Genomic DNA, 25,614 nt, shown 5'->3' on the forward strand with positions numbered 1-25,614 from the left:
CATGGCCTCCCCCCGCGCCGCCGGCCCCGGCCCGGCGATCACCGCCATCGTGCTCGCCGTCTCGTGCCTCACGATCATGGCGAACGCGACCATCGCGCCCTCCCTCCCCGGCCTGGCGGCGGCTTTCGCGGACGTGCCGAACATCGAGACGCTGTCAGGGCTCGTCCTCAGCCTGCCTTCCCTGGCGATCGTCCTGACGGCGGGGCTGGCGGGGGCGCTGGCCGACCGGATCGAGCGCAAGTGGCTGCTCGCCGCCGCGATGGCGCTCTATGCGGCGGGCGGCGCCTCGGGACTCGTGGCGACGACGCTTCCTCAGCTCCTGGCCGGGCGGGTCCTCCTGGGGATCGGGGTGGCGGGGACGATGACGGTCGCGACGATCCTCGCCGCCGAATACTGGAGCGGCGCCGCGCGGGTCCGCCTCATGGGGCGTCAGGCGGCCGCCATGTCGGCGGGCGGGATCGCGTTCCTCCTGCTCGGGGGCCTGCTGGCGGGGCTATCCTGGCGCGGGCCATTCGCGATCTACCTCGCGGCCCTGCCGCTGGCCCTCGCTGTGATGCTGGGCCTGCTGGGGCGGGCCGCGCCCGCCGGCCCGGCGCCGGACGGGGCCGCGCCGATGCCTTGGCGCGTCGTCGCGCGGATCGGGGCGCTCGCCTTCTTCACGATGGCAATGTTCTACGTGATCCCGACCCGCCTGCCGTTCCTGCTCACGGAGATCGGCATCGACGCGCCCCTCGCCGCGGGCGCCGCGATCGCGGCGGTGACGGCGGCGAGCACCCTCTCGGCCCTCGCCTTCCCGGCGCTGCGCGCCCGCATGGGGCCGCAGGCTATCTTCGGCGCGAGCTTCCTGCTGATGGCCGCGGGCTACGCCCTCATCGCGACGGCGGGCGGGCTGCCGCAGGTGATCGCGGGCACGCTGGTCGTCGGGTTCGGCCTGGGGGCGACGATGCCGAACCAGCTCAGCTGGCTCATGGCCGAGGTGCCCGAGGCGGCCCGCGGCCGGGCCGCCGGCCTGCTCACGACCCTCGTCTTCGCCGGCCAGCTCGCCTCGCCGCTTCTGGCGGGCCTGCTGGCCACCGCCTTTCCGCTCGGCGCGGTGTTCGGCCTCTTCGCCGCAGTCCTCGCGCTTCTGGGTGCCATCCTCTTGGGACTGGAGCTACGGCAGCAACCGCGGAAAGGAGGGAGGAGGCAGGGGCCCGGTCATCCGCCGGCAGTCGCGGCACCGACGGTCGGCGAGTGACCGGCCGGCCGGGTCGGAATGGTCGACTGAACCGCGCCGGTTTTGCCGGGGGCTCCAACTCCTGAGTAGGATGGAGCATCATGAGCAAGACGACGAACGAGTGTTTCCCCGAAGTGCGCGAGCGTGCCGTTCGCATGGTTCTGGACAACGCCGGGCAACATAAGAGCCGCTGGTCGGCGATCCTGTCGATTTCATCGAAGATCGGTTGCGCGCCCCGGACGCTGAACGAGTGGGTCAAGAAGGCCGAGGTCGATCGCGGAGACCGTGCAGGTGTCACGACCGAGATGGCCGAGAGGATGAAGGCTCTGGAACGCGAGAACTGCGAGCTGAAGCAGGCCAATGGATCCTGCGGAAGGCATCGACGTTCTTTTCGCAGGCGGAGCTCGACCGCCGGTCCCGGACATGACCGCGTTCATCGAAGAACACCGAGAGGCAATCGGGTTCGAGCCGATCTGCAGGCACCTGCCGATCGCCTCATCCACGTTCTACGATCACATGGCCAGGCGGGCGAACCGCGATCCGATGTCGGATCGGTCGAAGCGGGATACGGCCCTGAAGCCCGAGATCGAGCGCGCCTGGGAACAGAACTACAAGGTCTAAGGCGTTCGCGAGGTCTGGCACCAGATGAGCCGGGAAGGCTTCGATTTGGCTAGGTGCACGGTGGCGCGGTTGATGAAGGACATGGGGATTGAGGGCGTCATTCGAGGCAGGAACCCGAAGACGACAATCCCGGACGAGTCCCAGTCGTGCCCGCTGGACAAGGTGAACCGTCAGTTCAAGGCTCGGCACCGAACATGCTGTGGGTCAGCGATTTCACCTATGTCGTCACCTGGCAGGGCTTCGTTCGCGTAGCCTTTGTCATCGATGCGTTTGCGCGCTGCATTGTGGGATGGCGGGTCAGTCGAACGGCCCATGCCAGGCTCGTTCTCGACGCCCTCCAACAGGCCGTTCATCAGCGACGACCTGGAGCGGGCCTGGCTCATCATTCGGATCGCGGATCGCAACATCTGTCCATTCGCTACACCGAGCGCTTGGCAGAAGCGGCCATTGAACCGTTCCTCGGCAGCGTCGGCGACAGCTATGACAATGCTCTGGCCGAGACGATCAACGGCCTGTTCAAAGCCGAGGTCATCCACCGGGGTGGGCCATGGCGCAGCTTCGACGCGGTGGAATTTGCCACACTCGAATGGCTCGACTGGTTCAACAACCACCGCCTGCTGGAACCTATCGGTAACATTCCGCCAGCAGAGGCCGAGGCAAACTTCTACGCGAACCCAGAAAGATCGGACATGGCCGCGTAACTAGGACCAATTAGCCTCCGGCAAAACCGGCGCGGTTCAAGGAGCTCAGCGAAGAGGGTCGGACTCCTATCGATCTCATTTTGTTCTTCGTCGGGCTCGTTAGCGACTTCGACCTGCTCGTAGGTCTATGTCGTCGAGATACTCGTGTCGGCTGTGAAGTCGATGTCATACTGACCGGCATAGTTGCGACGAACGGTGATCCTATCGCTCGCGTTCGGATCGACTCCGAAGCGCTCCGCCAGGGCACACTCATCGTCGTCCAATTCGAACTCGCAGTAGATGATCCGATGGTTCTCTGGCTGCGCGCGCATATCGGCGTAGCGGCAGAAGAAGGTCAGTCTTGCCCGCCTCATTCTCCCCGATCAGCGCGGTCACATCGGACGCTTCGGTTCATCCACTATCGGCGACCGAGCGGAAGCTAGTGACTTTGAACCGTAGGAGTTTCATCCATCCATCGTGCTTTGGTTGCGGTGTATCGACCATAATCAGGCGAACATCGCACGGGAACATCAAATGTTGTTTTGTGCGGAGAAGATGGTAGGTTCGATCCATGCCCCGCCTCTCGATCGACATTACGCCGGAAGAGCATCAGAAGCTCAAGGCGATCGCCGCCCTCAGGGGCCAGAGCATCAAGGAGTTCGTCCTCAAGCGAACCCTCGGTGACGTCCCCCTGCTCAACGATATGACCGAGCAGGAGGCGTTCGGCGCACTGACCGATTTCCTGAGGTTGCGGATCGACCAAGCCCAGCGGGGGGAGCTGTCGACGAAGTCAGCGGCTGACATCCGTCGCGAGGCTCGCGCGCAAGCGGGACGATAGCGGCACCGGATGAAGAACTACGACCTCGCCCTCGCGGCGGAAGAGGACCTGCGGGGCATCTGGGACTACACCTCCGGCCGGTGGGGGCTCGACCAGGCCGACAGGTACCTCGATCAGATCGAGGCGTGCTGCGCGGCGATCGGCGATGGGAGCGCGCGGGAGCGGGCGAACGATCCCTTGCCCGAGGACGTGCGGGTCTTTCGCTGCGAGCATCACTATATCTTCTGGATCACTAGCGACCGGCCGATCGTCATCACGGTCCTCCACGAGCGGATGGAACTCGTGAACCGGCTGAAGGACCGCCTATGACGCCGGACGAGTTCATCCGCACCTGGTCGGACAACCCGCTGTCGGAGCGGGCCTCGGCGCAGGCCCACTTCATCGCGCTCTGCGGCCTCCTCGGGGTCGAGCCGCCCTCCCCCGCCACGGCTGGGAGCTTCGAGTTCGAGAAGGGCGCGGCCAAGACCACCGGCGGGGACGGCTGGGCGGACGTCTGGCTGAGGGATGCCTTCGCCTGGGAATACAAGAAGACGAAGGCGAACCTCGACGCGGCCTATGCGCAGGTGCAGCGCTACGCCCCCGCGCTCGACAACCCGCCGCTTCTGATCGTCTCGGACACGCAGCGGATCGTCATCCGCACCGCCTTCACCGGCGCCGTGCAGGAGCGGCACGACATCGCGATCGGCGACCTGCGCGATGCCGACAAGCGCGACCTGCTCCGCCGTGCCTTTCAGGAGCCGCGTAGCTTCCGCCCGAAGAGGACCCGCGCCGACCTGACGGAGGACGCAGCCGCCACCTTCGCCGACCTAGCGCTGCGTCTACGCCAGGCCGGGCACGACGCCCCCGTCGTGGCCCATTTCGTCAACCGCCTCGTCTTCTGCATGTTCGCCGAGGACGTGCGCCTGCTGCCCGAGAAGATGTTCGAGAAGATGGTCTTCGCCTCGGACCCCGGCAGCTTCGAGGAGAACTGCCGCGCCCTCTTCGCCGCGATGGCGAGCCGGGGTGGGCGCGTGGGCTTCACCGCGATCCCCTGGTTCAACGGCGGGCTCTTCGACGACGACACCGCCCTGCCCGTCGACGCCGACGACATCGCCATGCTCCGCAAGGCCGCGAAGATGGACTGGAGCCAGATCGACGCGTCCCTCCTGGGCACGCTCTTCGAGCGCGGGCTCGACCCGGGCAAGCGCAGCCAGCTCGGCGCGCATTACACCGACGCGGCGAAGATCATGCAGATCGTGGAGCCGGTCGTTCTGCGCCCGCTCCGCGCCGAGTGGGACGCGGCCCGCGCCGCCATCGAAGCGGCGCTGGAGGAGGAGCGGGCCGCCAAGCAGGACGCCGCGACCACGCGGGCGGCAGCCAAGGCGGGGGCGGCGACGCGGCGGGCCAACCGGGCGCACGACCGCGCGATGAAGGCGCATCTCGGGTTCCTCGAGCGGCTGCGCGGCGTGCGCGTGCTGGACCCGGCCTGCGGCTCGGGCAATTTCCTGAACCTCACGCTGACGGCGCTGAAGGACCTCGAGCACCGGGCCAACCTCGACGCCGAGGCGATGGGGCTGCCCCGCCCTGCCCCGTCCGTCGGCCCCGAATGCGTGCTGGGGATCGAGCTGAGTCCCTACGCCGCCGAGCTGGCCCGCGTATCCACCTGGATCGCCGAGATCCAGTGGATGCGCCGCAACGGGTTCGAGGCGTCCAAGGATCCGATCCTGAAGCCGCTCGGCACGATCGAGTGCCGCGACGCGGTGCTGGCGGAGGACGGCACGGCGGCCGCCTGGCCAGAGGCGGAGTTCATCGTCGGAAACCCGCCCTTCCTCGGCAACAAGCGCATGATCGCGGAGCTGGGCGAGGACTATGCCAAGGCCCTGCGCGCGGCCTATCCCGACGTGCCCGGCGGCGTGGACCTCGTGGCCTACTGGGTCGCGGCGGCCTGGCGGGCGGTGGCGGCCGGGCGCGCGGCGCGCGTGGGGCTGGTGACGACCAACTCGATCCGCGGCGGGGCCAACCGCAGCGTGCTGGCCGGCCCGGCCGAGGCGGGCGCGATCTTCGAGGCGTGGTCGGACGAGCCGTGGACGGTGGCGGGCGCGGCGGTGCGGGTGTCGATGGTGATGTTCGGGGCGGAGGCGGAGGCGCCCCGGCTGGACGGCGAGGCGGTGGGGCGGATCGCGGCGGACCTGACGGCGGGGTTGGACCTGACGGGGGCGGCGCGGTTGGGGGAGAACCGGGGTGTCGCCTTTATGGGCGATACCAAAGGCGGGGCCTTTGACGTGGATGGGGAGATTGCACGTCGGTTCCTCCGCGCGCGCGGAAACCCCAACGGGAAGCCGAACAGCGACGTCGTCCGACCCTGGGCGAACGGGATGGCCTTGACTCGACGTTGGCCTGACAAGTGGATCATCGACTACGGGATGGGCCAATTCTCGTTGCAGGAGGCTTCACTATACGAGCAGCCCTTCGAGTATCTTGTCGTTCACGTCATGGACAAACGGAAGGCGATCCAATCGAAGGGCTACGCCAAGGTCTGGTATGAGCATGAACGGCCACGACCAGCACTCTTCGAAGCCTTGGGTGCACGTCTGCGATACGTTGCTACGCCTCGCGTTGCTAAACATCGACTTTTCGTTTGGACAGCAAAGTCAGTTCTGCCGGACAGTCAGCTTATTTGCGTCGCCCGCGACGACGACACCACCTTCGGCATCCTCCATTCCCGCTTCCACGAGGCGTGGTCGCTCCGCATGGGCACCTCGCTGGAGGACCGTCCCCGCTATACCCCCTCCACCACCTTCGAGACCTTCCCCTTCCCCGAAGGCCTCACCCCCGACCTCCCCGCCGCCGCCTACGCCGCCGACCCCCGCGCCCAGGCCATCGCCGCCGCCGCGCGCGAGCTGGACGACAAGCGCGAGGCCTGGCTGAACCCGCCCGACCTCGTGCGCCGCGTCCCCGAGGTGGTCGAGGGCTATCCCGACCGCCTGCTCCCCGTGGACGAGGCCGCCGCGACCGAGCTGAAGAAGCGCACCCTCACCAACCTCTACAACGCCCGGCCCGCTTGGCTCGACGGCCTCCACCGCCGCCTCGACGCCGCCGTGGCCGCCGCCTACGGCTGGCCCGAGGACATCGCAGAGGACGACGCCCTCGCCCGGCTGCTTGAACTCAACCGTGCCCGGGCGTGACCGCGATGCCGTCTACCCCTCTCTGTAGCCTCGTCGGGTCTTGCGCATCTTCCAGGCCTGCAGAGCATCGACGGCGGTGCCTTCGCTCGGGTGCAGCTCGATCCGCGCCGTCGCGCTGACCCCGATCCGCCCCCAGGGCCGGACGAGGGCGGCGCCGCCGAAGAGGTCCGGCATGACGGCGAGGGAGTAGTAGCGGAAGGCGTCCTCCTCGGGGTCGATCCGGGTGAGGTGCGCGGCGGTGGGGAAGAGGTCGAGCTGGGTCATGCGTCTTCACCGGCAGAGGCGGCGGCGGTCTCCGACGACCGGTCCCCCTGCCCGTCCGCGGTCAGCACCCGCCAGACGGTCGACCGGCTGATCCCCATCTCGGCGGCGATCTCGGTCGGGCGGCGGCCCGCCTCGCGCAACCGTCGCACGCGCTCCGCGTCCACCGACGGCTTGCGCCCCTTGTAGACCCCTCGCGCCTTGGCCTTCGCGATCCCCTCCATCTGCCGCTCGCGGCGCAGATTGGTCTCGAACTCGGCGAACACTCCCAGCATGTCGAGGAACGCCTTGCCCGCAGCGGTCGAGGTGTCGATCGGCTGCTCGGTCGCGACGAGGGCCACCTCCTTCGCGCGCAGTTCCCAAACAATGTCTTGGAGATCCCCGATGGAGCGGGCCAGTCGGTCCACCCGCGTGACGACCAGCTCATCGCCGGGGCGGAGGAACTCAAGGAGGGTCCGCAGCTCCTCCCGGCCCTGCCCCGAGGTGCCCGACACCTTCTCCTCGCGGATCACCGTACAGCCCGCCCGTTCGAGCGCCTCGCGCTGGAGGGCGAGGTCCTGGTCGGTCGTGGAGACGTGCTGCTGGGCGACGTGGCTCTGCCATGGCCTGCGCGACCGCGGGCCGCCGGCGGTCTGCATGGATGCCCGGCAAGCGCATGCAGCGCTGTCGCTGACGACGAACGAGACCGATGCGAACGACGCGCAGGGCTTGGCGCACCTGCTCCGCGCGGACCTCTATCGGGAGGTGCGCCTGAAGCCGTGGGACGACGTGCGCATGCGGACGCTGATCCACGCCCGGCGGGCGCTCTTGCGCGCGCAGATCGACGTGGGCAACGCCCTGCGCGGCGCGTTGCGGACCTTCGGGCTGATGCTGGCGGCGGGGCCAGGCAATGGCGGTGCGCGGGTCTTCGACCGCCGCGTGCGCGAGCACCTCGCGGGCCGCCCCGACCTCGGGCCGATCGCGATGCCGATGCTGGAGGCCTGGCAAGCGGTCCGCGCGCAAGTCGTGCAGCACGACCGAACCATCCGCGCGGTCGTCCGCGCCGATCCCAGATGCCAGTTCCTTATGACGAAACCGGGCGTGGGCCACCTGGCGGCCCTGAGATTCGTGGGCGCCATCGGCGATCCGACCGCGTTCCGGTCGGGCAGGACGGCGGCGGCTTGGATCGGGCTCACGCCCCGGCGCTACCAGTCCGGCACCATCGACATGCAGGGACGCACCTCGCGACACGGCGACAAGCTCCTGCGCTCGTACCTTTATGAGGCGGCTGCGCACATTCTGACGCGCTGCAAGACCGACAGCGCGATCCGCCAGTGGGGCACGGCGCTGCGCGAGCGGATCGGGTTCAAGCGCGTGAGCGTGGCGGTGGCCCGCAAGCTCGTCGTGGTGCTGCACGCCATGTGGCGCAGCGAGCGGCCCTTCGAGGCCAGTGAGGCGACAGCCTGAGCCGCTCCCACCCCGTCATTCGACCCGAACTGGAAAAGGGATAGATCACTGAGATCCGTCGCTCGCGGCGGAGCGTCCGCCGGGACGCGACCTGGTCACCGCGCTACGCCGCCCGCGGCAGCTCCGAGTGGAGAACTGCGCTCGCTAACCCTGCGGGACTTCGTTTCGGATATCATCGTGCGGCGGCCGCCCGTGCAGCGGATCCGTGCCGACCGCGAAGACAACCCCGAGCCCGGCATATGCGCCCGCCCCGATCCGGTCGGACCCTACGACGCCTCGCGACAACCATCTGTTTGCCGCGAACTGCCACGCGTCGCCCCGAGGGCACTGCCAGCGCCACCTTGCGCTCACGACAACCCCGCAGGAAACAGTGATCCGATACCGACACGCGCCGGGCGTTTGTCGTGAGATGGAGGAAGAGATCGATGGCGCTCGTAGGATATGCCCGCATCTCGACCGCCGAGGGCGGGCAGGTCATGGACCGGCAGCTCGATGCCCTGCGCGCCGCCGGATGCAAGCGCGTCTTCGAGGATCGCATCTCGGGAGCCAGGCAGGCCGACGAGCGGCCGGGCCTGAAGGATTGCCTCGACTGGCTACGCGAGGGCGACGTGCTGGTGGTGCTCGATCTCGACAGGCTCGGGCGCCTGGCCGGTGAGCTCGTGCAGCTGATCGACGACCTCGCCGCGCGCGCGATCAGCTTCCGGGCGCTCAACTCGCCCATGGACACGACCACGCCACAGGGCCGGGCCTTCCTGCAGATCCAGGCCGCCTTCGCCGAGATGGAGCGCAACGTGATCCGCCAGCGCGTGCGCGAGGGCCTCGCCGCAGCCCGCGCCCGTGGCCGCAAGGGCGGCCGCCCGCGCGTGATGACGCTCGACAAGCTGCGCTACGCGATGCACCTCATGGCGGACGCCAAGCGATCGATCCCGTCGATCTGCGAGGAACTCGGCGGCGTCAGCCCCTCGACGCTCTACCATTACCTCCACGCGGACGGGGGTCTGAAGAAGCCGGGACGGGACCTGCTGGACGGCGCCGACATGAAGACGGCAAGCGGCAGCGCAGGCGGCAAAAGGGCGGAAAGCGCTCGATCCCCAACCCGCGATTAGACAACCGCCGCACAAGGACGACCGCTCCGACCGAAAATGGCGTCAACTATGACAGTACAAACGCCCGCCGATCAACGACCAGCGCTGTCAGCGACTTCGAAAAGTGACAGCCCAGGCGTGGTTGAGCTAAAACCAACCCTCCCACAATGGATCCCTGTCGTGGAAGCCCGCCGTGCCTCGGCGAGCAGCAGCCGGACGTCTTGCACCGTCTCGTCGTCGGCCGTATTCTCTCACACTACGATTGTTCGGAGGTCTCTATGCCCACCACTCCCGTCTCCCTGCGCCTGGATGACGACACGCGAGCCCGGCTCGCGGCGGAGGCGACGCGGCTTGATCGCCCCGCGGCCCAAGTCGCCACCCGCGCCATCCGGTCCTGGCTCGACGCTCAGGACGCGTTGCGACGTCAGATCGACGCCGCCGTAGACGAGGCAGACCAAGGCAAGTTCGTGTCCTCCGAGGCTGTGGGCGCCTGGATGGACGGCTGGGACACGGAGCACGAGGCCCCTCTGCCGGAGGCTGACATACGTCCAGAGGAAGGCGTGCGCTGAGGCGCCTTCATGAGGGTCGTCTATCTTCGTTCGGCCGCGGCTGATCTGCGCTGGCTGCGATCCTACTATGGGCGGGTCTTCCCGGATGGGGTGCCCAAAGCGCGGGCGGCCGTCCGCCGAATGGAGAGTTTGCTCCTCGACAACCCGTTCATCGGGACGGCGACCCATCGCCCGGAGGTGCGCCGCCTGCGGATTGCGCGCACCCCGTTCTTCGTCCTCTACCGGCCTGCCCCTGAGCGCATCGAGATCCTACGCGTCATCGACAGCCGCAGTCTCGACAGCACGATCGAAGCGGACTGACGAGCCGGATGGTCTTAGCGGATCGAGCTTCTTCGAGTTCGCCATCTCTGTGCTACGATCGTTCAATGCACTGCCTCTGCGCTATCGTCGTCCTGCTGCTTGCCTCGACGACCCCGTCCGCCGGCGACGTCGTCCGCCACATCGACGGCGATGGCGAGGTTCACGAGTACGCGTATGACGCGGTGGGTCGGCTGGTGGAGGTCACCGATCTCGAGGGGTTCGTGAAGGCGTTCGGGTACGACGCGCGGGACAACGTCACGACGGTGACGGACGGGCGGGGGGGCACGACGCTTTTCGGCTACGACCCCTTGGACCGGATGGTTTTGCGGACGGACCCGCTCGGGCTGTTCATCGGGCGCGCCTACGACGCGAGGGGCAACCTGACGACGCTCACCCGCGAGGACGGGCTGGTCGAGACCGCCGCCTATGACGGGCTCGGGCGGCCTATAGAGGTGGTCACGCCGGACTACGTGCTGCTCTACGCCTACGACGCACGGGGCAACCTGGTGCTCGCGGCGGACGACGACAGCCGCGTGCTCTTCGCCTATGACGAGAGGAACCGGCTCGTCTCCACGACGACGGACGGCACGGTGGGCCCGCAGCCCGCGGTCACCTTGAGCTACGCCTACGACCCCGAGGACCGGCTGACGGGGCTGGTCGCGCCCTGGGGCACGGCCTTCACGTTCGGCTACGACGGGGAGGGGCGGCGGACCTCTCTGCTCTCCACCTCGGGGCGGGAGAGCGCCTACGCCTACGTGGACGGCCTCCTCGGCGAGTTGCGGCATTCCCAGTCCGGGGCGCCGCTCACGGACCTGGCCTATTTCCACGCCCCCGACGGGCAGCTTCTGGAGATCGTCGACAGCCTGGACCCCGCCCGGTCGGAGACGCTGTCCTACGATGCGCTCGACCGGCTGATCCAGGTGGCCGAGGGGATCCCGGCGGGAGAGGGCGGCGTGCCGATCCCCGTGGAGGACTACGCGTACGACGAGGAGGGCAACCGTTTGGCCTCGCACCTCTCGGCGCTGCACGTGTCCAACGATCACAACCAGCTGCTGGAGGACGAGGACTACACCTACGCCTATGACGCCCGCGGCAACCGGGAGAGCCGGTCCGCCAAGGCGGACGGGGCGGTCGAGACCTACAGCTACGACAGCCAGAACCGGCTGGTGGGCTATGCGAGCGACGCGGGGACGGCGCGCTACGCCTACGACGCGCTCGACCGAAGGATCGCGCGGGAGGTGGACGGGGCGGTGGAGAGCTACGTGCTCGACCCCTGGTCGCCGGACCCGGTGGCGAACGACGTGGCGCTGGACTTCGAGAGCGTGGGGGGCGGGACGCCCACCCTCCTGCGCCGCTGGACGTTCGGCCCCCGCGTGGACGAGCCGCTGGAGGTCGAGAGCTACGCCGGCACGGGACCGGGTGCGGGCGCGCCCGGCACGGGCCCCGGCTCGGGCACGGTGACCTCGCTCCTGGCCTCGCGGCTGGGCTCGATCCTGCTCGCGGTGAACGTGGCCACGGGCAGCGTCGCGATGGAGGCCGAGTACGACGCCTTCGGGGCGCGGACCTATCTCCAGGGGTCAGATCAAACCGCCCCCCGCTACGGCTACACCGGCCGCGAGCACGACGAAGAGAGCGGGCTCACCTACTACCGGGCCAGGCACTACGACCCACGGACGGGGACGTTCCTCCAGCGCGACCCGATCGGGTTCGCGGCAGGAGACCTCAACACGTACGCGTACGTCTGGAACGATCCATACGGATGGACCGACCCGAGCGGGTTGAATGGCGCCGCGGCAAACGCGCAGAACGCGAAGAACAGCGCGAAGATGGGGATCGGCACGGGCCTCGCCATCACAGCCGCGACGGCCATCGTGACCCAGAGCATCATCGAACTGCTCGATATCGATATCAACGCGGTCTTCAACGAAGGAGCGGATGGGGGTCAGGATGCAGGGAGTGGCGTTGGTTCCGGCGCGGAAACGCATGGGCCACGCCCCCTAACCGATGAAGAACGAGATCGCCTTTCGGCAGCTGGTAGAGAACCAGATCATGGAGGCAGGACGCGCGCTGGCCGATCCGCGGAGAAGCACGGCAGCAGACCCGATTCTCCTTACCCGCCGACCAGCGGCACACCTGATGACATTAACGACCAGGGCCAAGACATGTTGGATGATCTGCTTGGTGATCCAGGTTCCACAATCGAAGTTGACGGAGATGGACGAACGACCGTCCGAGGACCGACCGGCCGAGGTGGTCTCTGGTGGCCAGATGGCCGATTTCGGGGATTCTTGGATCGATGAGCGACGAGAAAGACCTTCATATCAGGAGTGATAGCTACAACTTCCAAGTTGGAGATGCGCCTGATTATGATGACATTTTTGTAGAGATCGAGTTTCCCGACCTTTTGGGGGTAATCATATACGCGGAGGCAGATGGTAGTGATGTTCGAGCGCTCATTTCAGTCAAATCGGACGCGTCTTGGCAAGATCATGTATGGACCCGTAAAGTGCCAGAGCGAACTGTGTCACTGAAGGACTTGATGGAAGCACTCGACCGCGCTCAGGAATTTTTTTCAAAAAATTATCCTGATTCTCAAATTGAAGGAGACTAAGGGTAGTAGCATTTCTGCCCCATGACCCCTCGGAGGGTGTCGTCCAAGAGGTAGCGTGCCACGCCCAAGTCCGTCAGCCGCTTCACCGCCGCCTCGGGGGTGCCGGTGTGGATCGTCGACAGCACCAGACGCCCGCTCAGCGCCGCTCGCACCGCGATCTCCGCCGTCTCCTCGTCCCGGATCTCGCCCACCATCACCACGTCCGGGTCCTGCCGGAGGATGGCTCGGAGTGCCTGCGCGAAGCCAAGCCCCACGTGCCCGTCCACCTGGGTCTGCGTGATGCCCGGAAGCGCGTACTCGATCGGGTCCTCGACCGTCACCACCTTCCGCCGCTCCACGTCGATCCGCGAGAGCATCGCGTAGAGCGTCGTCGTCCTCCCGCTGCCCGTGGGGCCATTCGCACCATAAGGAGAGGATAGCAGTCGTCATCGATGCGGCGCCCCTCCCCCCGTCGGCCGTCCTCGTCTTGCCGAGAGCGCCACCGACGGGAGTTGCCGAGAGGGGCATACGAGGCTCGCCGCCCATCTCCCGTGGTCATTCACTTTCGAGGGCGTCGCCGAATTGAAGGGCAGCGAGATTGCGCCGCTCGTGGATCACCGCGACGATCACGGGGCGGCCGCCGTCGATCTCGTAGAAGATAACGTAGCCCCGATGCCGTATCGACCGTAGACCTGCCCCGAACGCCTCCCTCGGTCGGCCCATCTCGGGATGGGCCTCCAGTCGTTCGATGGCCTCGATCAGCCCCTCCAGGAACTCCTTCGCCCGATCCTCGCCCCAGCGTTCCGTGCCCCAATCCCGGATCGCCAGGAGGTCGGCTCGTGCTCTCGGCCGAAGCCTCACGGCAGCAGCAGCTCGCGCAGGTCGATCTCTTCGCTGGGCTCGGCGCGGGCTGAGGCCAGATCGCGCCGCAACAGGTAGAAGGCGGCCGCGCCGTCCTCCTCCATCAGACGGCGCATGCCGGCGCGCACGACCTCGGACAGGTTGGCGTAGACGCCCGCCTCGACTTGGCGGTCGGCGTAATCCTGCATCGCGATGGGCAGCGAGACGTTCGGCATCATCGATCTCCGCATGTCGTGTTGCGCCATGATATGGCGTTTCGCGCGATAGGTGCAATGCCATCCGCTTCATCGGCCGCCGTCGTGCACGAGGCGGCCGGCCCGCCTTCCGTCCCCGCGAGAACCGGCTTCAATGAAGTGTAACGACGCGACTCGATCCCTCGGCGGCATCGATCTCCCCGACCGGGATGGTCCCGCGTTCGAGACGAAGGACCGTGCCGCTCGTCGGCGCCGCGGCGGCATCGCCCCGAAGGCCGATTGCCGCGCGTAGCGCTTCGGGAGCCGCGTCCGAATCGACACCGGGCGCACCGGAGTTCGTCGTGGACACCTGTCGCAGGAGCATCCGCCGGGGCGGATCGAGCCCGGCGAGGGCGGCGAGATCGTCCAGCCGGGCCAAGCGCGCGTTCCTGCGGAAGGCGACGTAGGTCCGTTCCGCCTCGGGTCCGAGCTCGAGCAGGTCGAACAGGATCTGTCTCAGCGCCAGGTCCGCCGCGTTCAGATCGACGAGGCCGGACACCGGCCGGACCCGATAGCCCTCCGGAAGGGCCAACTTGCCCCCGCCCTCCGCGAGCGCCCGGAGGAGGTCGACCCCCTCGGCATGCTGGCGCGCGAGCCGCAGCTCCGTCCCGCCGACGGTCGCCGTCCCGACGTTCCGCGAGGCCGTGGCGGCCAGGAGGGCCGTGAGCACCAGAAGGCGCTCCTCCGCGCGAATGGCGGCTTCGCCGAGACGCGCCTGGCCCGGGATCAGAGCGCCGAGGACGAGCGCCATGACCGCGAAGGCGATCAGGACCTCAACCAGCGAGTAGCCGGCGTCGCCCCGCCCCCATCTCATCGCGACACCAAGCGCCCCGAAGCGCCGTCGAGGCGAAGGTCCAGCCGGGCTTTCCCGAACGCGACGCAGAGGTCACCGTCGAGCGCCGTGCCGTCCGGAAAGAACCACAGGATGCTTGGCTCCTTGCAGGACAGGGCCCCGTCCACCTCGAACGGGATCGCTTCCCCGGCCCTCACCGCGTCGTCCCGCGCCGCGGCCAGGTCGCGTCCGAGCGCGGCGGCGATCCGGGCCGCCTGGCTCGCATCGGACGGCGGTCGCAGGCGGGGCGCGACCGCGGCGGCGATTGCGACTAGGATCGCAAGGGCGATCAGGGTCTCCAGGAGCGAGAAGCCCCCGGTCCGGCCCAAGCGGTCAGAGCGCGGCATCGTTGAGATCCAGGATCGCGCCGATCACCGACAGGATGAGACCGGCGACCAGGAGCTCGATCGTGAGCGTCAGGACGGGCGTCAGGAGGTCCGTCGCCGCCTTGGTCCGCGCTGCGATCCGCCCCTGCAGCATCGCTTCGGCGGAGCGGAGCATATCCGGCAGGCGGTCGGCCTCCTCGCCGGCTCGGATCATCGACAGGCTCGCCGGGTCCACGACTGCTCGGGCCTCGAGCGCGGCGGAGAGGCTGGAGCCCGCCCGCACCTCCTCGGCGATCTCGGGCGGGAGGCGATGGACTCTGCCCCCTCCCCGCCTGAAGGCGCATCGTCCGGCCCTCGGCGGTGCGGGGCCGAAGGGTCGGATAGGAACGGGCGAGGGCGGGTCGGCGCCGCCCTTCGCGGCCTGCCGGCCTAGGTCGCCCTCTCCCGCAGCCGCACCGGGACGATCGCCGGCGCCGCGTCCCTTCCCTCGATCGTGGGCCCCCTTAGGGACAGGGCGGCGCGCGCGATCTCCTCGAAGTCCTGGGCGACCGTCGTCAGGCCCGCCTCCTCGGCCATGCCGGGGAGGTCGTCGAATCCGACCAGGCCGCAGTCGCCGTCCGGGCCGATGCGGCGCCCCCGGTCCCGCAGCGCCCAGAGCGCGCCGATCGCCGCCTCGTCCGTGTCGCAGAACAGGCCGTCCACCCCGCCCGGAAGCGCCAGCGCGCTGCGGTAGCCGTCCACGGCCGCGGTCGGCGCGTGGTCCGTTTCCAGCACGGCGACGGAGAGGCCGGCCTCCCCCGCGGCCCCCACGAAGCCCTCGCGGCGCCGGGCGAGGCCGGGATCGCCGGTCTCGCGCGCGGCCGACAGCATGGCGAGCGTCCGGCGGCCCTTCGCGATCAGGTGCCGCGCAGCGATCCGCCCGCCCTCCAGGTCGTCCGGGGCGACCGACGGCGCCTCCTCCTCGGGATGCCCGATCGCGATCGCCGGGATGCCCGCCGCCCGGGCCAGCCGCAGGCGGTCGTCGCGCCGCGACACCCCGATCAGGATCACCGCCCCGACCTGCGCGAGGCCGGCGTCGAATCCGTCCGCCGGGATCAGCACGGTGCCCCACCCGCTCGACTCGAGATGGCGGACGAGGTGCTGGTGGATGATCGACGTGTATCGGTCCGTCGGCAGGACCCGCGTCGAGAGGGACAGCCCCACCAGCGCCTGCCGCCCCTCCGCCAGCAGCCGCGCGCCGACGGAGACGCGGTAGCCCAGCTCCTCGCAGGCGGCGAAGACGCGCGCCTTCGTCGCCGGGATCACAGAAGGGTCGTTGCGCAGGACGCGGCTGACCGTCGCCTGCGACAGCCCCGTGAGGCGGGCGACGTCCGACTGGCGCGGGGGGCGGGCGAGGACCATCGGGACTGCATACAGGCCCCCGCGCCGGACCGCGACCACGTTGACAGGACGGCTATGAATGCGCATTCATGCACGAGGCGTCGAGGATACGACCCAGGGAGGAACCGCATGATCGATCTACCCATCCGCCTTCTCGCAGGGGGCTTCGCCGCCCTCTCCGCCGCCGTCCCGGCCACGGCCGAGACCGTGCGCATCGCCGGCTTCGGCGGCCAGGACGCCGCCGTCGTGAACGGGCTCATCACCGAGGCCGTGGGCGACCGGATCGCCGAGGCGGGGATCGAGGTCGTCTACGAGCCGATCGAAGGGGACTTCTCGCAGTTCATCCTGAACGCGCTCTCCGCCGGCACGGCGGCCGACCTCTTCTACGTCGACATCTTCTGGGCTGACGCCGTCTTCCGCTCGGACCAGGCCGCCCCCATCGCCGACCAGTCCGTCGCGGACGCGCTGCTGCCCAACCTCGCGGCCGCGTTCACGCGGGACGGCACGCTCCTCGGGATCCCGAAGGACTTCAACTCGCTCAACGTCAACTACAACGTGGACGTGTTCGAGGAGGCCGGGGTCGACGTGCCGGACGCCGACGACACCTGGGCCGAGTTCGAGGAGAAGCTCGTCGCCGTCTCGGACGCCCTGGACGGCGAGGTCGCCGGCCTGTGCCTCGTGCCCGACTACGCCCGCTTCGGCCCCTTCGCCCTGGCCACCGGGTGGGAGCCCTTCGACGCGGACGGCCGCACCGTCCTCGACGAGGACTTCCGCCGCGCGTTCGCCTTCTACACCGGCATGGCGGACAGCGGCGCGGGCGTCGTCGCGGCCGACGTGGGCGAGGGCTGGATGGGCGGCTGCATGTCCTCCGAGAAGGCCGCCGTCGCCCTCGAGGGGGGGTGGATGATCGCGCACCTGCGGGACGCGGCCCCCTCGATGGTCTGGAACTCGACCCTGATGCCGCGCGACCCCGAGACCGGCGACCGGGGCAACCTGATCTTCACCGTCGCCTGGGCCGTGAACCCCGCCTCCGAGGTCCAGGACGCCGCGCAGGAGCTGGCGGCCATCCTCACCTCGCCCGAGGCCCAGCAATGGGTCCTGGAGGAGGGGCTCGCCATCCCCTCGCGCGCCGACCTCGCCGACAACGAATGGCTGCAGGGCGACGACGTGGCCCAGGTCGCCTCCCGCAACGCCTTCCAGGGGACCGGCGACGGACAGGTCATGCCCTACGAGTTCGGCGAATACGGCGGCGCCTGGATGGAGCCGATCAACTCGGCCCTGAACGCGGTCCTCCTGGGCGAGCGGGACGTGGACGCGGCCCTGGCCGACGCCCAAGCCGCCCTCGACCGCCTGACCGGCCACGACGGCTGAGGGGCCAGGGGACGCGGCGGGCCCCTCCCGACCCGCCGCGTCCCGCATCAGGAGGCCCCGCGATGGCCGACACCGACCCCCATGGCCCCCTCGGCGCCGCCGAGCGGCGCGCCGCCTGGCTCTTCCTCGCGCCGTTCGGGGCGCTCCTGGGGGTGTTCTTCCTCTTCGCGGCGGCGCGCACGGCGTGGTTCTCTCTGACCGACTACGACCTCTTCTCGGAGGCGCGCTTCGTCGGCCTGCGCAACTACGGCGCCCTGCTGACGGACGACCTGTTCCTCCTGGCGCTGCGCAACTCGCTGATGTTCGCGGTGATCGTGACGACGGCGCAGACGGTGCTGGCGCTGATCCTCGCGGTCTTCGTGAACGGCATCGTCCGGGGCCGGGGCGCGGCGCGCACGGCCCTCTACTTCCCCTCGATCGTCTCCTCGACGGTGATGACCTTGATCTTCATCTGGCTCTTCCAGCGGCGCGGGCTCGTCACGGACGCGGCGAACTGGGTGGCGAACGAGGGCGCGGCCATCGCCTGCTTCGCCCTCGTGCTGGTCGCCGTGCAGACGGCGCTCGTCTGGAACGCCCGGCGCCGCTACGACGGGGTCGCGCCCCTCGACCCCTACTTCCTGATCTTCGCCGTCGCGGCCGCCCTCGCCGTCACGGTCCTCCTGCGCACCGCCCAGATCCTTCCGGCGGGCGAGGCGGACGAGCCGATCTCCTGGCTCAACACCCGCCGGACCTGGCTGGGGATGCCGGTGACGCTGTGGTCGGTCGCGGCGATCAACGTCTTCACGACGATCCCCCTGATGATGCTGCTCTACCTCGCGGGGCTCCAGTCGATCCCCCGCGACCTCTACGAGGCGGCCGAGATCGACGGCGCCTCGCGCCGGACGGCCTTCCTGCGCATCACCGTGCCCCTCCTCGCGCCCGTCACCTTCGCCGTCGTCACGCTGGGCCTGATCGGAACGCTCCAGATGTTCGACCAGGTCGCCATCCTCGGCAACGCCGCCCCGATCGAGAGCCGCGTGACCCTCGCCTACTACACCTACTACAACGCCTTCCCGCCCGGCGGCGCGCCCCGCATCGGCATGGCCTCCGCCGGGGCGATCACCCTCGCCGTCCTGACGCTGGGGATCGTCTTCCTCCAGCGCGCCCTGGGCATCTCGGACCGCGCGGCATGAACGGCGCGAACGCCCTCGCGCCCGCCGCCGCCGCCGCCGATGCCGACGTCGCGGCCCCCGGACCGCGGGGGCGGATGCCGCTGGGGGCGCTGCGCCGCCGTCAGCTCGCGGCGCTCTTCTGGGGCTGGCTCGCGCTCGTCGGGCTGGTGTGCCTCTTCCTCGGCACCTTCGTGATCGCCTTCCTCGCCTCCCTGAAGGAGGACCCGCTCGAGAGCCCGTTCCGCTTCGTCTTCCCCCAGATCCAGCCCTCGGCCTGGTTCGCGGCGGCCGACCTCGGGGCGCAGGCCGGGGGCGGCGCGTTCTGGGGGGGCTTCGGGCCGGGGGCCGACCTCCTCTTCTCGGCCACCTGGGCCGTGCCCCCCGGCGAGACCCTCGAGACCCCCGTGGTCGAGGTCCCGCGCCGCGTCCCCGGCTCGTCCATCGCGCGGGCGCTGACCACCGACTACGCCTCCGACCACGCCGCGGTCGAGGTCGTCGCGGTAGAGGAGACCACCGTGACCGGCCCGGACGGCGCCCTCTGGCCCGCCGCCCGCCACACTTGGCGCATCACCCACGCCGGGGGCGGCCCCCTCGTCGACCGCCTGCCCTTCACCGCCACCGTCCCGCGCGGGCAGGTGCTGATCGACGCGGACCTGCCCGTCAGCGCCATGGAGCGGCGCGGCCGCACCGCCTCCTGGTCCAACCTCGCCCCCGGCGCCCTCGGCCTCGTCTTCGACAACTACCGCCGCGTCTGGAACGAGACGGTCGACATCTCCTCGGGCGAGCGGCTGTTCCCCTGGTGGCTCTTGAACTCCTTCCTGATCGCCGCCGGACGGGTCGCGATGATCGTCGCGCTCGCCTCGCTCGCCGGCTACGCGCTGGCGCGGCTGCGCTTCGGGGGGGCTGGGGCGGTGTTCGCGGCCGTCATCTTCTCCATGGCCATCCCGCCCCAGGTCACCTTCGTCTCGAACTACCTCGTGATCCGCGACCTCGGGCTGCTGAACACCCCCTGGGGCGTCATCGTCGTCTTCACCTTCTCGGCGCACGTCCTCCTGATGAAGCAGTTCTTCGAGGGCTTCCCCCGCGAGATCGAGGAGGCCGCCATCGCCGACGGCGCGTCCCACTGGCAGGTCTTCCGCCACGTCGTCCTGCCGAACGCCCGGCCCGCCCTGGTCACGAACGCCATCATCGCCTTCCAGGCCGCCTGGAACGACTTCTTCTGGCCCTTCGTCCTCCTGTCCTCGCCCCCCTCATCGCTGACCGTGCAGGTCGGCCTCCTCTCGCTGCGCCAGCAGGGTGCCGGGGGCGAGAGCGACTGGGGCCTCGTCCTGGCGGGGGCCTTCATCTCCGTCGTGCCGGTCGTGATCGTCTTCCTGATCTTCCAGCGCCGGATCGTCGACAACCAGCTCTCCGAAGGCATCAAATGACCGCACGCCCCCTGCCCCTGAAATGCAACCGCTGCTTCGCCTCGCTCGGTCCAGACGCCGCCGCCCCGGCGGGCGCGCCGGGCGTGGCGGGCGTCTATCTCGACGACACCCGCCACCTCTCCCGGTGGGAGTGGGGGCTGCCCGGCTTCGCCCCCATCGCCGGCTCGGACGGCACCGCGACGGCCGAGCGGCATCTGGGCCGCTTCCGCGACCACGCGCAGGAGCTGCGCGCCCGCCGCAGCCTCACCCTGCGCCCCGACGGCCTGGACGACGTGCTCGAGCTGGTGAACGAGGACGCCCGCCCCCACGAGGTCCGCGTCCGCCTCCATGCCGATGCCGACTTCCGCGACGTGTTCGAGGCGCGCGGCCGCGACCGGCGCTCCATCGACCGCACCCCGCCCCGCCGCGACGGCTGGCGGTGGGACTACACCGCAGAGGACGGGCTGCGTTCCTCGACCGAGGTCGCCTTCGAGGGATGGACCGGCGACGACGCGATCCGCCTCGCGCCCGGCGAGCGCCGCGTCCTGCGCGTCGCGGCCCGGTTCGCGTCCGAGGCGTCGGGGACGCAGGCCACGGCCCCCTCGGCCGGCTGGACGCCAGAGGCACTCGCGGCCCGCGAGAGCGGCGGCGGGCCCCTGAGACGCGCGTTCGACGATGTCGAGATGCTGCTCCTCGCCTCGCCCGAAGGGCCCCAGATCGCCGCCGGGATCCCGAACTTCGTCACCCTCTTCGGGCGCGACGCGCTCCTGACCGCCTCCTTCCTCCTGCCCTCCGCCCCGGACCTCGCCGCCGCCGCGCTGCGCGGCCTCGCCCGCCACCAGGGCACCCGCCAGGACCCCGTCACCCGCGAGGCCCCCGGCAAGATCCCCCACGAGGTCCGCACGGGCGAGCTCTCGCGCACCGGCGACATCCCCTTTCGGCGCTACTACGGCACCTCGGACGCCAGCGCCCTCTACGTGATCCTGATGCGCGACCACGCCCGCCAGTCCGGCGACGCCGCCCTCGCCCATGAGCTTAAGGACCACTGGCGCGCCGCCCTCGAATGGTGCCGGGCCGAGCGCACGCCGGACGGCTTCCTGCGCTACCCGGCCGCCGAGCAGGGCCGCGGCCTGCTGAACAACTCCTGGAAGGACAGCGACGACTCCATGTCCGACGCCGAGGGCACGCTGGCCGAAGGCCGCCTCGCCGTGGTCGAGATCCAGGGCTACCTCGCCGCCGCCCTCGACGCGGGCGCCGACCTCGAGGAGGCGGTCGGCGGCGAGCCCGGCGCCCTCCGGCAGGAGGCGGCCGACCTGCGCGAGGCGATCGACGCGCGCTTCTGGAACACCCGCCTCGGCCTCCACGCCCTCGCCCTGACGGAGGAGGGGCGCCAGCTCGACGTCGCCTCCTCCAATCCCGGCCACCTCCTCTGGGCCGGCGTCCTCACGCCGGAGCGCGCCGCCGAGGTCGCGGGGCGGATGATGCGCCCCGACCTCTGGTCCGGCTGGGGCCTGCGGACGCTCTCGACGCAGGCGCCCCGCTACCGCCCCCTCTCCTATCACAACGGCTCGGTCTGGCCGCACGACACCGGCCTCTTCGCGGTCGGCCTCGCGCGCTACGGCCTCTGGGACGCGTTCGGCCGGGTCGCGGAGGCCCTTCGCGACCTCGCCGCCCACCTGCCTGGACGCCGCCTGCCCGAGCTGGTCGGCGGCTACCCGCGCGAGGCCTTGCCCCCCCTGCCCTACCTGGAGACCTGCAGCCCGCAGGCCTGGTCAGCGGCCGCCCTCGTCGCGGTCGAGCGCCTGTCGGAGGGGATGGCCGAGAGGCTGGCCCCCCGGTCGACACCGCCCGCTTCGCCCGCGCCGCCGCACTCGGCGCCCGGGGCCGCGCGGACCTGGCCCGGCGCGGCTACGCGCCCGACGGCCGCAAGCGCCTTCGCAGGTTCTCCCTCTGGGAGGTCACCCGCTACCTGATCCCCGTCGCCCCCGCGCACCTGCGCCGGGTGCTGAACGCCAATCCCGACCTGCCCCAGGGCCAGGCGTCGGGTGGCAACCGCTCCTTCACCCTCGAAGAGGTCCTTTCGCTGCGAAAGCACCTCGCCGCCGAGGGCTCGGCCGCCAAGGAGTACCGCCCCTGGAAGCCCGAGGGCGCGGAGGCCAAGGTCGTGGCCGTGGCCAACTTCAAGGGCGGCTCCGGCAAGACCACGACCTGCGCGCACCTCGCGATGTCCGCGGCGCTGGACGGGTACCGGGTGCTGGTGATCGACCTCGATTCCCAGGCCTCCATGACCTCGATCCTGGGCGGCACGGTCGAGGACGAGTGGGGCACCGTCTTCCCGCTGATCGCCAAGGACTACGCCCGCACGGCGGAGGCCGAGAACGCCCTGCGCCACGCCCGCGGCGCGTCCCCCCTGCCCCTCGACGAGACGCTCCAGGAGGCCGCTGGTTTCGATCCGAAACGCGTCGTGCAGCGCACCCACTGGCCCAACATCGACCTCATCGGCGCGCAGCTGAACCTCTACTGGGCCGAGTTCCAGATCCCCGTCTGGCGGATGCAGCTGCCCGGCTGGCCGCTCTGGGAGGCGGTCGGCAACTTCCTGTCGGACGAGGGGCTGCTCGCCGACTACGACATCGTCTTCCTCGACACCCCCCCGGCCCTCGGCTACCTGACGATCAACTCGCTCGCCGCCGCCGACATCCTCCTCGTCCCGCTCGGCGCGAGCTTCCTCGAGTTCGACTCGACGGGCCGGTTCTTCGACATGCTCTACGCCACCTTCGCCTCCATCGAGGAGGGGGAGAACGCCCGCCTGCGCGCCGCTGGCCTGCCGCCGATCAAGTTCGAATGGGACGCGGTTCGGGCCCTGGTCACGCGCTTCGACGCCGCCCAGCAGACCGACCTGGCCAACGTGATCCAGGCCTATTTCGGCGACTTCATGAACGCCTTCCGGCAGGAGCAGACCGCCCTCGTGGGCCAGGCGGGCGAGCAGGTGAGCGGCATCTACGAGGCCGACCCGCGCGACTTCAATCGCGACACCTACCTGCGCGGGCGCGAGATCTTCGACCGCACCTATGCCGAGTTCAAGGAAATCCTCCTGGGCACCTGGTGGCGCGACGCGCAAATGGAGGGCGGGGCGTGATTTTCGCAGCGAAAACGTTGCCCCCGAAGGGGTTGGATGCTTCTTCAGGGGTTTTGCCGATCCCGGCGCAAAGGCCGCTCACCGAACTCAAACCTCTGACAACGAAGATCTTCGCTGCGAGAACGGCGGAAGGGGGCGTCTGACGGCGAAGCGCAGGAAACTGGACACCGGACCCGGCCGACCTGGCCGCCGAGCTCCCGCCCGAGCTCCCGAGGGGCCCCGGGATCGCGCCGATCGCGCAGGTGGCCGGGGTCACCGCGCGGTCGGGCAACGCGCCCTTAACCTTCGACGGGCAGGATGCCGCGCTCTGGCGAGAGGCCGAGGGCGAGGGCGAGGGCAGGGTGGTCCGAAACGTCGACATCGACCTGATCGAGACCGGGTGGATCGCCCGCGACCGGACCGTGCTCGACCCCGGCGAGATGGCCGAGCTGGTCGCCTCGGTCCGCGCGAGGGGCGTGCGGATGCCCGTCGAGGTGGTGCCGGTCGAGGGGGGGCGGTTCGGCCTGATCTCGGGCCGTCGCCGCATCCTGGCCGCGGCGGAGGCAGGGCTGCGCGCCGTGCCCGCCCTGGTGCGGGAGAGGCCCGCCGACCTCGCCACCTCCTACGAGGGGATGGTCGAGGAGAACGAGGTCCGCGTCCAGCTGACCGCCTACGAGCGCGGGCGCATCGCGGTGATCGCGGCGGGGCTGGGGGCCTATCCGGACGTCCACGGCGCAGTGGCGGGCCTGTTCGGGGCGGCGAGCCACGCGAAGCGGTCCAAGGTGAAGGCCTTCGCCGCGATCCACGAGGAGCTCGGCGACCTCCTGCGCTTCGGCCCGGCGATCACCGAGCGGCAGGGCCTCGCCGTGGCGGCCGCGCTGAAGGCGGGGCAGGGGCCCGCGATCCGCGCCGCGCTGGAGGGGGCGGACGCCGCCACCGCCGCCGAGGAGGCCGCGGCCCTCGACGAGGGCGTGCGCGGCGCCCCGAAGAGGGAGCGGGCGGGCAGCGCCAGGGGCGAGTCCCTCGCGCCCGGCCTGCGGGTCGTGCGGACCCGGACCGAGATGCGGATCGTCCACGAGGGGATCGGGGCGCAGGGCGAGCGCGAGCTGCTCGAGCTGGTCCGCTACTGGGCCGAGCGGCGCGCCGAGCGCCGAGGCGAGAGCCCCGAGCAGCGCCCCGAGAACCCCGGCTGGGCGGGCGACGGAAAGGATTGAACGCATCGCGCGGCGTATCATATGATGCATATGGCGATGAGGGAGGCCGCGATGCGGACGACGGTGACGCTGGACGAGGGGCTGCTGGACCGGGCCGAGGCGCTGACGGGGTTGCGCCCCCGCGGGCCCTTGCTGAACGAGGCCCTGCGCGCGCTGGTCGAGCGGGAGAGCGCGCGGCGCCTCGCCCGGCTGGGCGGGTCCGATTCGGGGGCGGAGGCACCGGGGCGGCGCCGGTCGGAGGCGCCGCCGCGGTGATCCTGGCGGACACGTCCGTCTGGATCGACCACCTGCGCGGCGGGGACGCCGCCCTGGCCGAGGCGCTGGGACGGGGGCGGATCGCCGGCCATCCGGTCGTCGCCGCCGAGCTGGCGCTGGGATCGCTGAAGGACCGGGCCCTGGTGCTGGAGCTGCTGGACGGGCTGCCGCGCCTTCCCGTCGCCGCCCCGGACGAGCTGCGCGCCCTGATCGAGCGCCGGCGCCTGTGGGGCCGGGGGATCGGCCACGCCGACGCGAGCCTCCTGGCGTCGTGCCTCCTGGCGCCGGGCACGGCGCTCTGGACGCGGGACCGGCGCCTGGCGGCCTGCGCGGCCGAGGCGGGGGTCGCGGCGGAGGCCGGCCCGCCCGCGCGCTGATCCCGGACGGCGCCCCCGATGGCGTCAGACGGCGGCGGGCTCGGCCGCGATCTCGAAGGGCGAGAGGATCTCGTGCCCGGTCTCGGTAATCAGGAACATCTGCCCGATCCGGACGCCGCCGATGTCGGGGTGGTAGGCGCCCGCCTCGACCGGCTGGGTCGGGACGCGATCGACGTGGCGGGCACGGTGGCGCGGCTGGAGGGGATGGGGGTGCGGGTGCACTGCCTGGCCCTGGGCGGGGTCGACCTGACCTCGTCGGCCGGGCGGATGACGATGGGCGTGATAGGCGCGGTGGCGCAGTTCGAGCGCGACCTGCTCGTCGA

At 70.4% G+C, this 25,614-nt stretch carries 28 protein-coding genes, 2 pseudogenes and 1 other annotated feature; of the genes and pseudogenes, 20 read left to right on the top strand and 10 right to left on the bottom strand.

The features are described from left to right. Position 1 precedes the first annotated feature (1 nt). Complete coding sequence (locus BCF33_RS13585; RefSeq protein ID WP_106161815.1) at positions 2 to 1,237, top strand: MFS transporter; 1,236 nt, start codon at positions 2 to 4, stop codon at positions 1,235 to 1,237. 80 nt (positions 1,238 to 1,317) lie between these two features. Continuing rightward, positions 1,318 to 2,538 (top strand): annotated as a pseudogene (locus BCF33_RS13590) (IS3 family transposase). Next, positions 1,598 to 1,714, top strand: a sequence feature (AL1L pseudoknot). (Overlaps the previous pseudogene by 117 nt.) Before the next feature lie 125 nt (positions 2,539 to 2,663). On the opposite strand, the gene BCF33_RS14145 reads toward BCF33_RS13590, so the two are convergent. Continuing rightward, positions 2,664 to 2,891, bottom strand: coding sequence for a hypothetical protein (locus BCF33_RS14145; RefSeq protein WP_158259437.1), 228 nt, complete (start codon positions 2,889 to 2,891; stop codon positions 2,664 to 2,666). Positions 2,892 to 3,088: 197 nt separating this feature from the next. On the opposite strand from BCF33_RS14145, the gene BCF33_RS13595 reads away from it, so the two are divergent. Genes BCF33_RS13595 through BCF33_RS13605 form a run of 3 tightly spaced genes read left to right on the top strand, consistent with a single transcriptional unit; the run spans position 3,089 to position 6,519 of the window. Beyond that, positions 3,089 to 3,355 carry an antitoxin gene (locus BCF33_RS13595; protein WP_106161817.1) on the top strand — a complete coding sequence of 89 codons (267 nt, stop codon included), beginning with the start codon at positions 3,089 to 3,091 and terminating at the stop codon, positions 3,353 to 3,355. Between the two features lie 9 nt (positions 3,356 to 3,364). Further along, the gene (locus BCF33_RS13600; RefSeq protein WP_106161819.1) at positions 3,365 to 3,664 is read left to right on the top strand and encodes a type II toxin-antitoxin system RelE/ParE family toxin; all 300 of its coding nucleotides are present in this window, start codon (positions 3,365 to 3,367) and stop codon (positions 3,662 to 3,664) included. After that, positions 3,661 to 6,519 (top strand): class I SAM-dependent DNA methyltransferase, encoded by a 2,859-nt coding sequence (locus BCF33_RS13605; RefSeq protein ID WP_106161821.1) that lies wholly within the window; start codon positions 3,661 to 3,663, stop codon positions 6,517 to 6,519. The genes BCF33_RS13600 and BCF33_RS13605 overlap by 4 nt, the downstream gene beginning before the upstream one ends. Before the next feature lie 12 nt (positions 6,520 to 6,531). On the opposite strand, the gene BCF33_RS13610 is transcribed toward BCF33_RS13605, so the two are convergent. Further along, the gene (locus BCF33_RS13610) at positions 6,532 to 6,783 is read right to left on the bottom strand and encodes a WGR domain-containing protein (protein ID WP_106161823.1); all 252 of its coding nucleotides are present in this window, start codon (positions 6,781 to 6,783) and stop codon (positions 6,532 to 6,534) included. Continuing rightward, positions 6,780 to 7,418, bottom strand: coding sequence for a recombinase family protein (locus BCF33_RS14150; protein WP_245883854.1), 639 nt, complete (start codon positions 7,416 to 7,418; stop codon positions 6,780 to 6,782). The genes BCF33_RS13610 and BCF33_RS14150 overlap by 4 nt, the downstream gene beginning before the upstream one ends. Between BCF33_RS14150 and BCF33_RS13620 the strand changes: the two genes are divergently transcribed. From BCF33_RS13620 to BCF33_RS13955, 6 genes are all read left to right on the top strand, one after another. Continuing rightward, a complete protein-coding gene (locus tag BCF33_RS13620) occupies positions 7,348 to 8,226 on the top strand; it encodes an IS110 family RNA-guided transposase (protein WP_245883855.1) in 879 nt (292 codons plus the stop codon). The genes BCF33_RS14150 and BCF33_RS13620 overlap by 71 nt on opposite strands. 425 nt (positions 8,227 to 8,651) lie before the next feature. Next, positions 8,652 to 9,332, top strand: a complete 681-nt coding sequence (locus tag BCF33_RS13625; protein ID WP_106161829.1) for a recombinase family protein — start codon at positions 8,652 to 8,654, stop codon at positions 9,330 to 9,332. A 257-nt stretch (positions 9,333 to 9,589) separates the two neighbouring features. After that, entirely contained in the window at positions 9,590 to 9,880 is a 291-nt protein-coding gene (locus BCF33_RS13630) for a CopG family ribbon-helix-helix protein (RefSeq protein WP_146132826.1), read from the top strand. A gap of 9 nt (positions 9,881 to 9,889) precedes the next feature. Beyond that, entirely contained in the window at positions 9,890 to 10,180 is a 291-nt protein-coding gene (locus tag BCF33_RS13635; protein WP_106161833.1) for a type II toxin-antitoxin system RelE/ParE family toxin, read from the top strand. Between the two features lie 65 nt (positions 10,181 to 10,245). Further along, positions 10,246 to 12,480 (top strand): RHS repeat-associated core domain-containing protein, encoded by a 2,235-nt coding sequence (locus BCF33_RS13640; RefSeq protein WP_158259440.1) that lies wholly within the window; start codon positions 10,246 to 10,248, stop codon positions 12,478 to 12,480. After that, a complete protein-coding gene (locus BCF33_RS13955) occupies positions 12,477 to 12,791 on the top strand; it encodes a hypothetical protein (protein ID WP_146132827.1) in 315 nt (104 codons plus the stop codon). The genes BCF33_RS13640 and BCF33_RS13955 overlap by 4 nt, the downstream gene beginning before the upstream one ends. Here the strand turns inward: BCF33_RS13955 and BCF33_RS13645 are convergent. From BCF33_RS13645 to BCF33_RS13675, 7 genes are all read right to left on the bottom strand, one after another. Continuing rightward, positions 12,788 to 13,213: a GspE/PulE family protein gene (locus BCF33_RS13645; RefSeq protein ID WP_281260025.1), complete on the bottom strand. Its 426-nt coding sequence runs from the start codon at positions 13,211 to 13,213 to the stop codon at positions 12,788 to 12,790. The genes BCF33_RS13955 and BCF33_RS13645 overlap by 4 nt on opposite strands. Positions 13,214 to 13,325: 112 nt before the next feature. After that, entirely contained in the window at positions 13,326 to 13,631 is a 306-nt protein-coding gene (locus tag BCF33_RS13650; protein WP_106161839.1) for a type II toxin-antitoxin system RelE/ParE family toxin, read from the bottom strand. Next, positions 13,628 to 13,861 (bottom strand): type II toxin-antitoxin system ParD family antitoxin, encoded by a 234-nt coding sequence (locus BCF33_RS13655; protein ID WP_245883856.1) that lies wholly within the window; start codon positions 13,859 to 13,861, stop codon positions 13,628 to 13,630. The genes BCF33_RS13650 and BCF33_RS13655 overlap by 4 nt, the downstream gene beginning before the upstream one ends. A 115-nt stretch (positions 13,862 to 13,976) precedes the next feature. Then, entirely contained in the window at positions 13,977 to 14,678 is a 702-nt protein-coding gene (locus BCF33_RS13660) for a type IV pilus modification PilV family protein (RefSeq protein WP_106161841.1), read from the bottom strand. Further along, positions 14,675 to 15,043, bottom strand: a complete 369-nt coding sequence (locus BCF33_RS13665; protein WP_146132828.1) for a prepilin-type N-terminal cleavage/methylation domain-containing protein — start codon at positions 15,041 to 15,043, stop codon at positions 14,675 to 14,677. Before BCF33_RS13665 ends, BCF33_RS13660 begins: the two co-directional genes overlap by 4 nt. Beyond that, a complete protein-coding gene (locus BCF33_RS13670) occupies positions 15,030 to 15,404 on the bottom strand; it encodes a type II secretion system F family protein (protein WP_106161869.1) in 375 nt (124 codons plus the stop codon). Before BCF33_RS13670 ends, BCF33_RS13665 begins: the two co-directional genes overlap by 14 nt. A gap of 47 nt (positions 15,405 to 15,451) precedes the next feature. Next, entirely contained in the window at positions 15,452 to 16,423 is a 972-nt protein-coding gene (locus BCF33_RS13675) for a LacI family DNA-binding transcriptional regulator (protein WP_158259442.1), read from the bottom strand. A gap of 108 nt (positions 16,424 to 16,531) precedes the next feature. Here BCF33_RS13675 and BCF33_RS13680 point away from each other — a divergent pair, with 108 nt between their 5' ends. The 9 genes and pseudogenes from BCF33_RS13680 to BCF33_RS13720 all read left to right on the top strand — a co-directional run. Further along, positions 16,532 to 17,773: an extracellular solute-binding protein gene (locus BCF33_RS13680; protein WP_106161847.1), complete on the top strand. Its 1,242-nt coding sequence runs from the start codon at positions 16,532 to 16,534 to the stop codon at positions 17,771 to 17,773. Positions 17,774 to 17,835: 62 nt separating this feature from the next. Then, complete coding sequence (locus BCF33_RS13685) at positions 17,836 to 18,945, top strand: carbohydrate ABC transporter permease (RefSeq protein ID WP_106161849.1); 1,110 nt, start codon at positions 17,836 to 17,838, stop codon at positions 18,943 to 18,945. Next, complete coding sequence (locus BCF33_RS13690; RefSeq protein ID WP_106161851.1) at positions 18,942 to 20,351, top strand: carbohydrate ABC transporter permease; 1,410 nt, start codon at positions 18,942 to 18,944, stop codon at positions 20,349 to 20,351. Before BCF33_RS13685 ends, BCF33_RS13690 begins: the two co-directional genes overlap by 4 nt. After that, positions 20,348 to 22,060: pseudogene (locus tag BCF33_RS13695) on the top strand (glycogen debranching N-terminal domain-containing protein); the annotation flags it as partial. The gene BCF33_RS13690 and the pseudogene BCF33_RS13695, both read left to right, overlap by 4 nt. A 38-nt stretch (positions 22,061 to 22,098) precedes the next feature. After that, a complete protein-coding gene (locus tag BCF33_RS13700) occupies positions 22,099 to 23,466 on the top strand; it encodes an AAA family ATPase (RefSeq protein WP_106161871.1) in 1,368 nt (455 codons plus the stop codon). A gap of 242 nt (positions 23,467 to 23,708) precedes the next feature. Next, positions 23,709 to 24,659, top strand: a complete 951-nt coding sequence (locus BCF33_RS13705; protein WP_158259443.1) for a ParB/RepB/Spo0J family partition protein — start codon at positions 23,709 to 23,711, stop codon at positions 24,657 to 24,659. A gap of 30 nt (positions 24,660 to 24,689) precedes the next feature. Beyond that, positions 24,690 to 24,914, top strand: coding sequence for a type II toxin-antitoxin system VapB family antitoxin (locus BCF33_RS14495; RefSeq protein WP_211292402.1), 225 nt, complete (start codon positions 24,690 to 24,692; stop codon positions 24,912 to 24,914). Further along, entirely contained in the window at positions 24,911 to 25,291 is a 381-nt protein-coding gene (locus BCF33_RS13715; protein WP_106161857.1) for a type II toxin-antitoxin system VapC family toxin, read from the top strand. Before BCF33_RS14495 ends, BCF33_RS13715 begins: the two co-directional genes overlap by 4 nt. An 18-nt stretch (positions 25,292 to 25,309) precedes the next feature. Then, positions 25,310 to 25,614 (top strand): recombinase family protein (locus BCF33_RS13720; protein ID WP_146132829.1); only part of this gene is annotated, 305 nt, incomplete at its 3' end.

Source organism: Hasllibacter halocynthiae (assembly GCF_003003095.1).
Lineage (GTDB): Bacteria > Pseudomonadota > Alphaproteobacteria > Rhodobacterales > Rhodobacteraceae > Hasllibacter > Hasllibacter halocynthiae.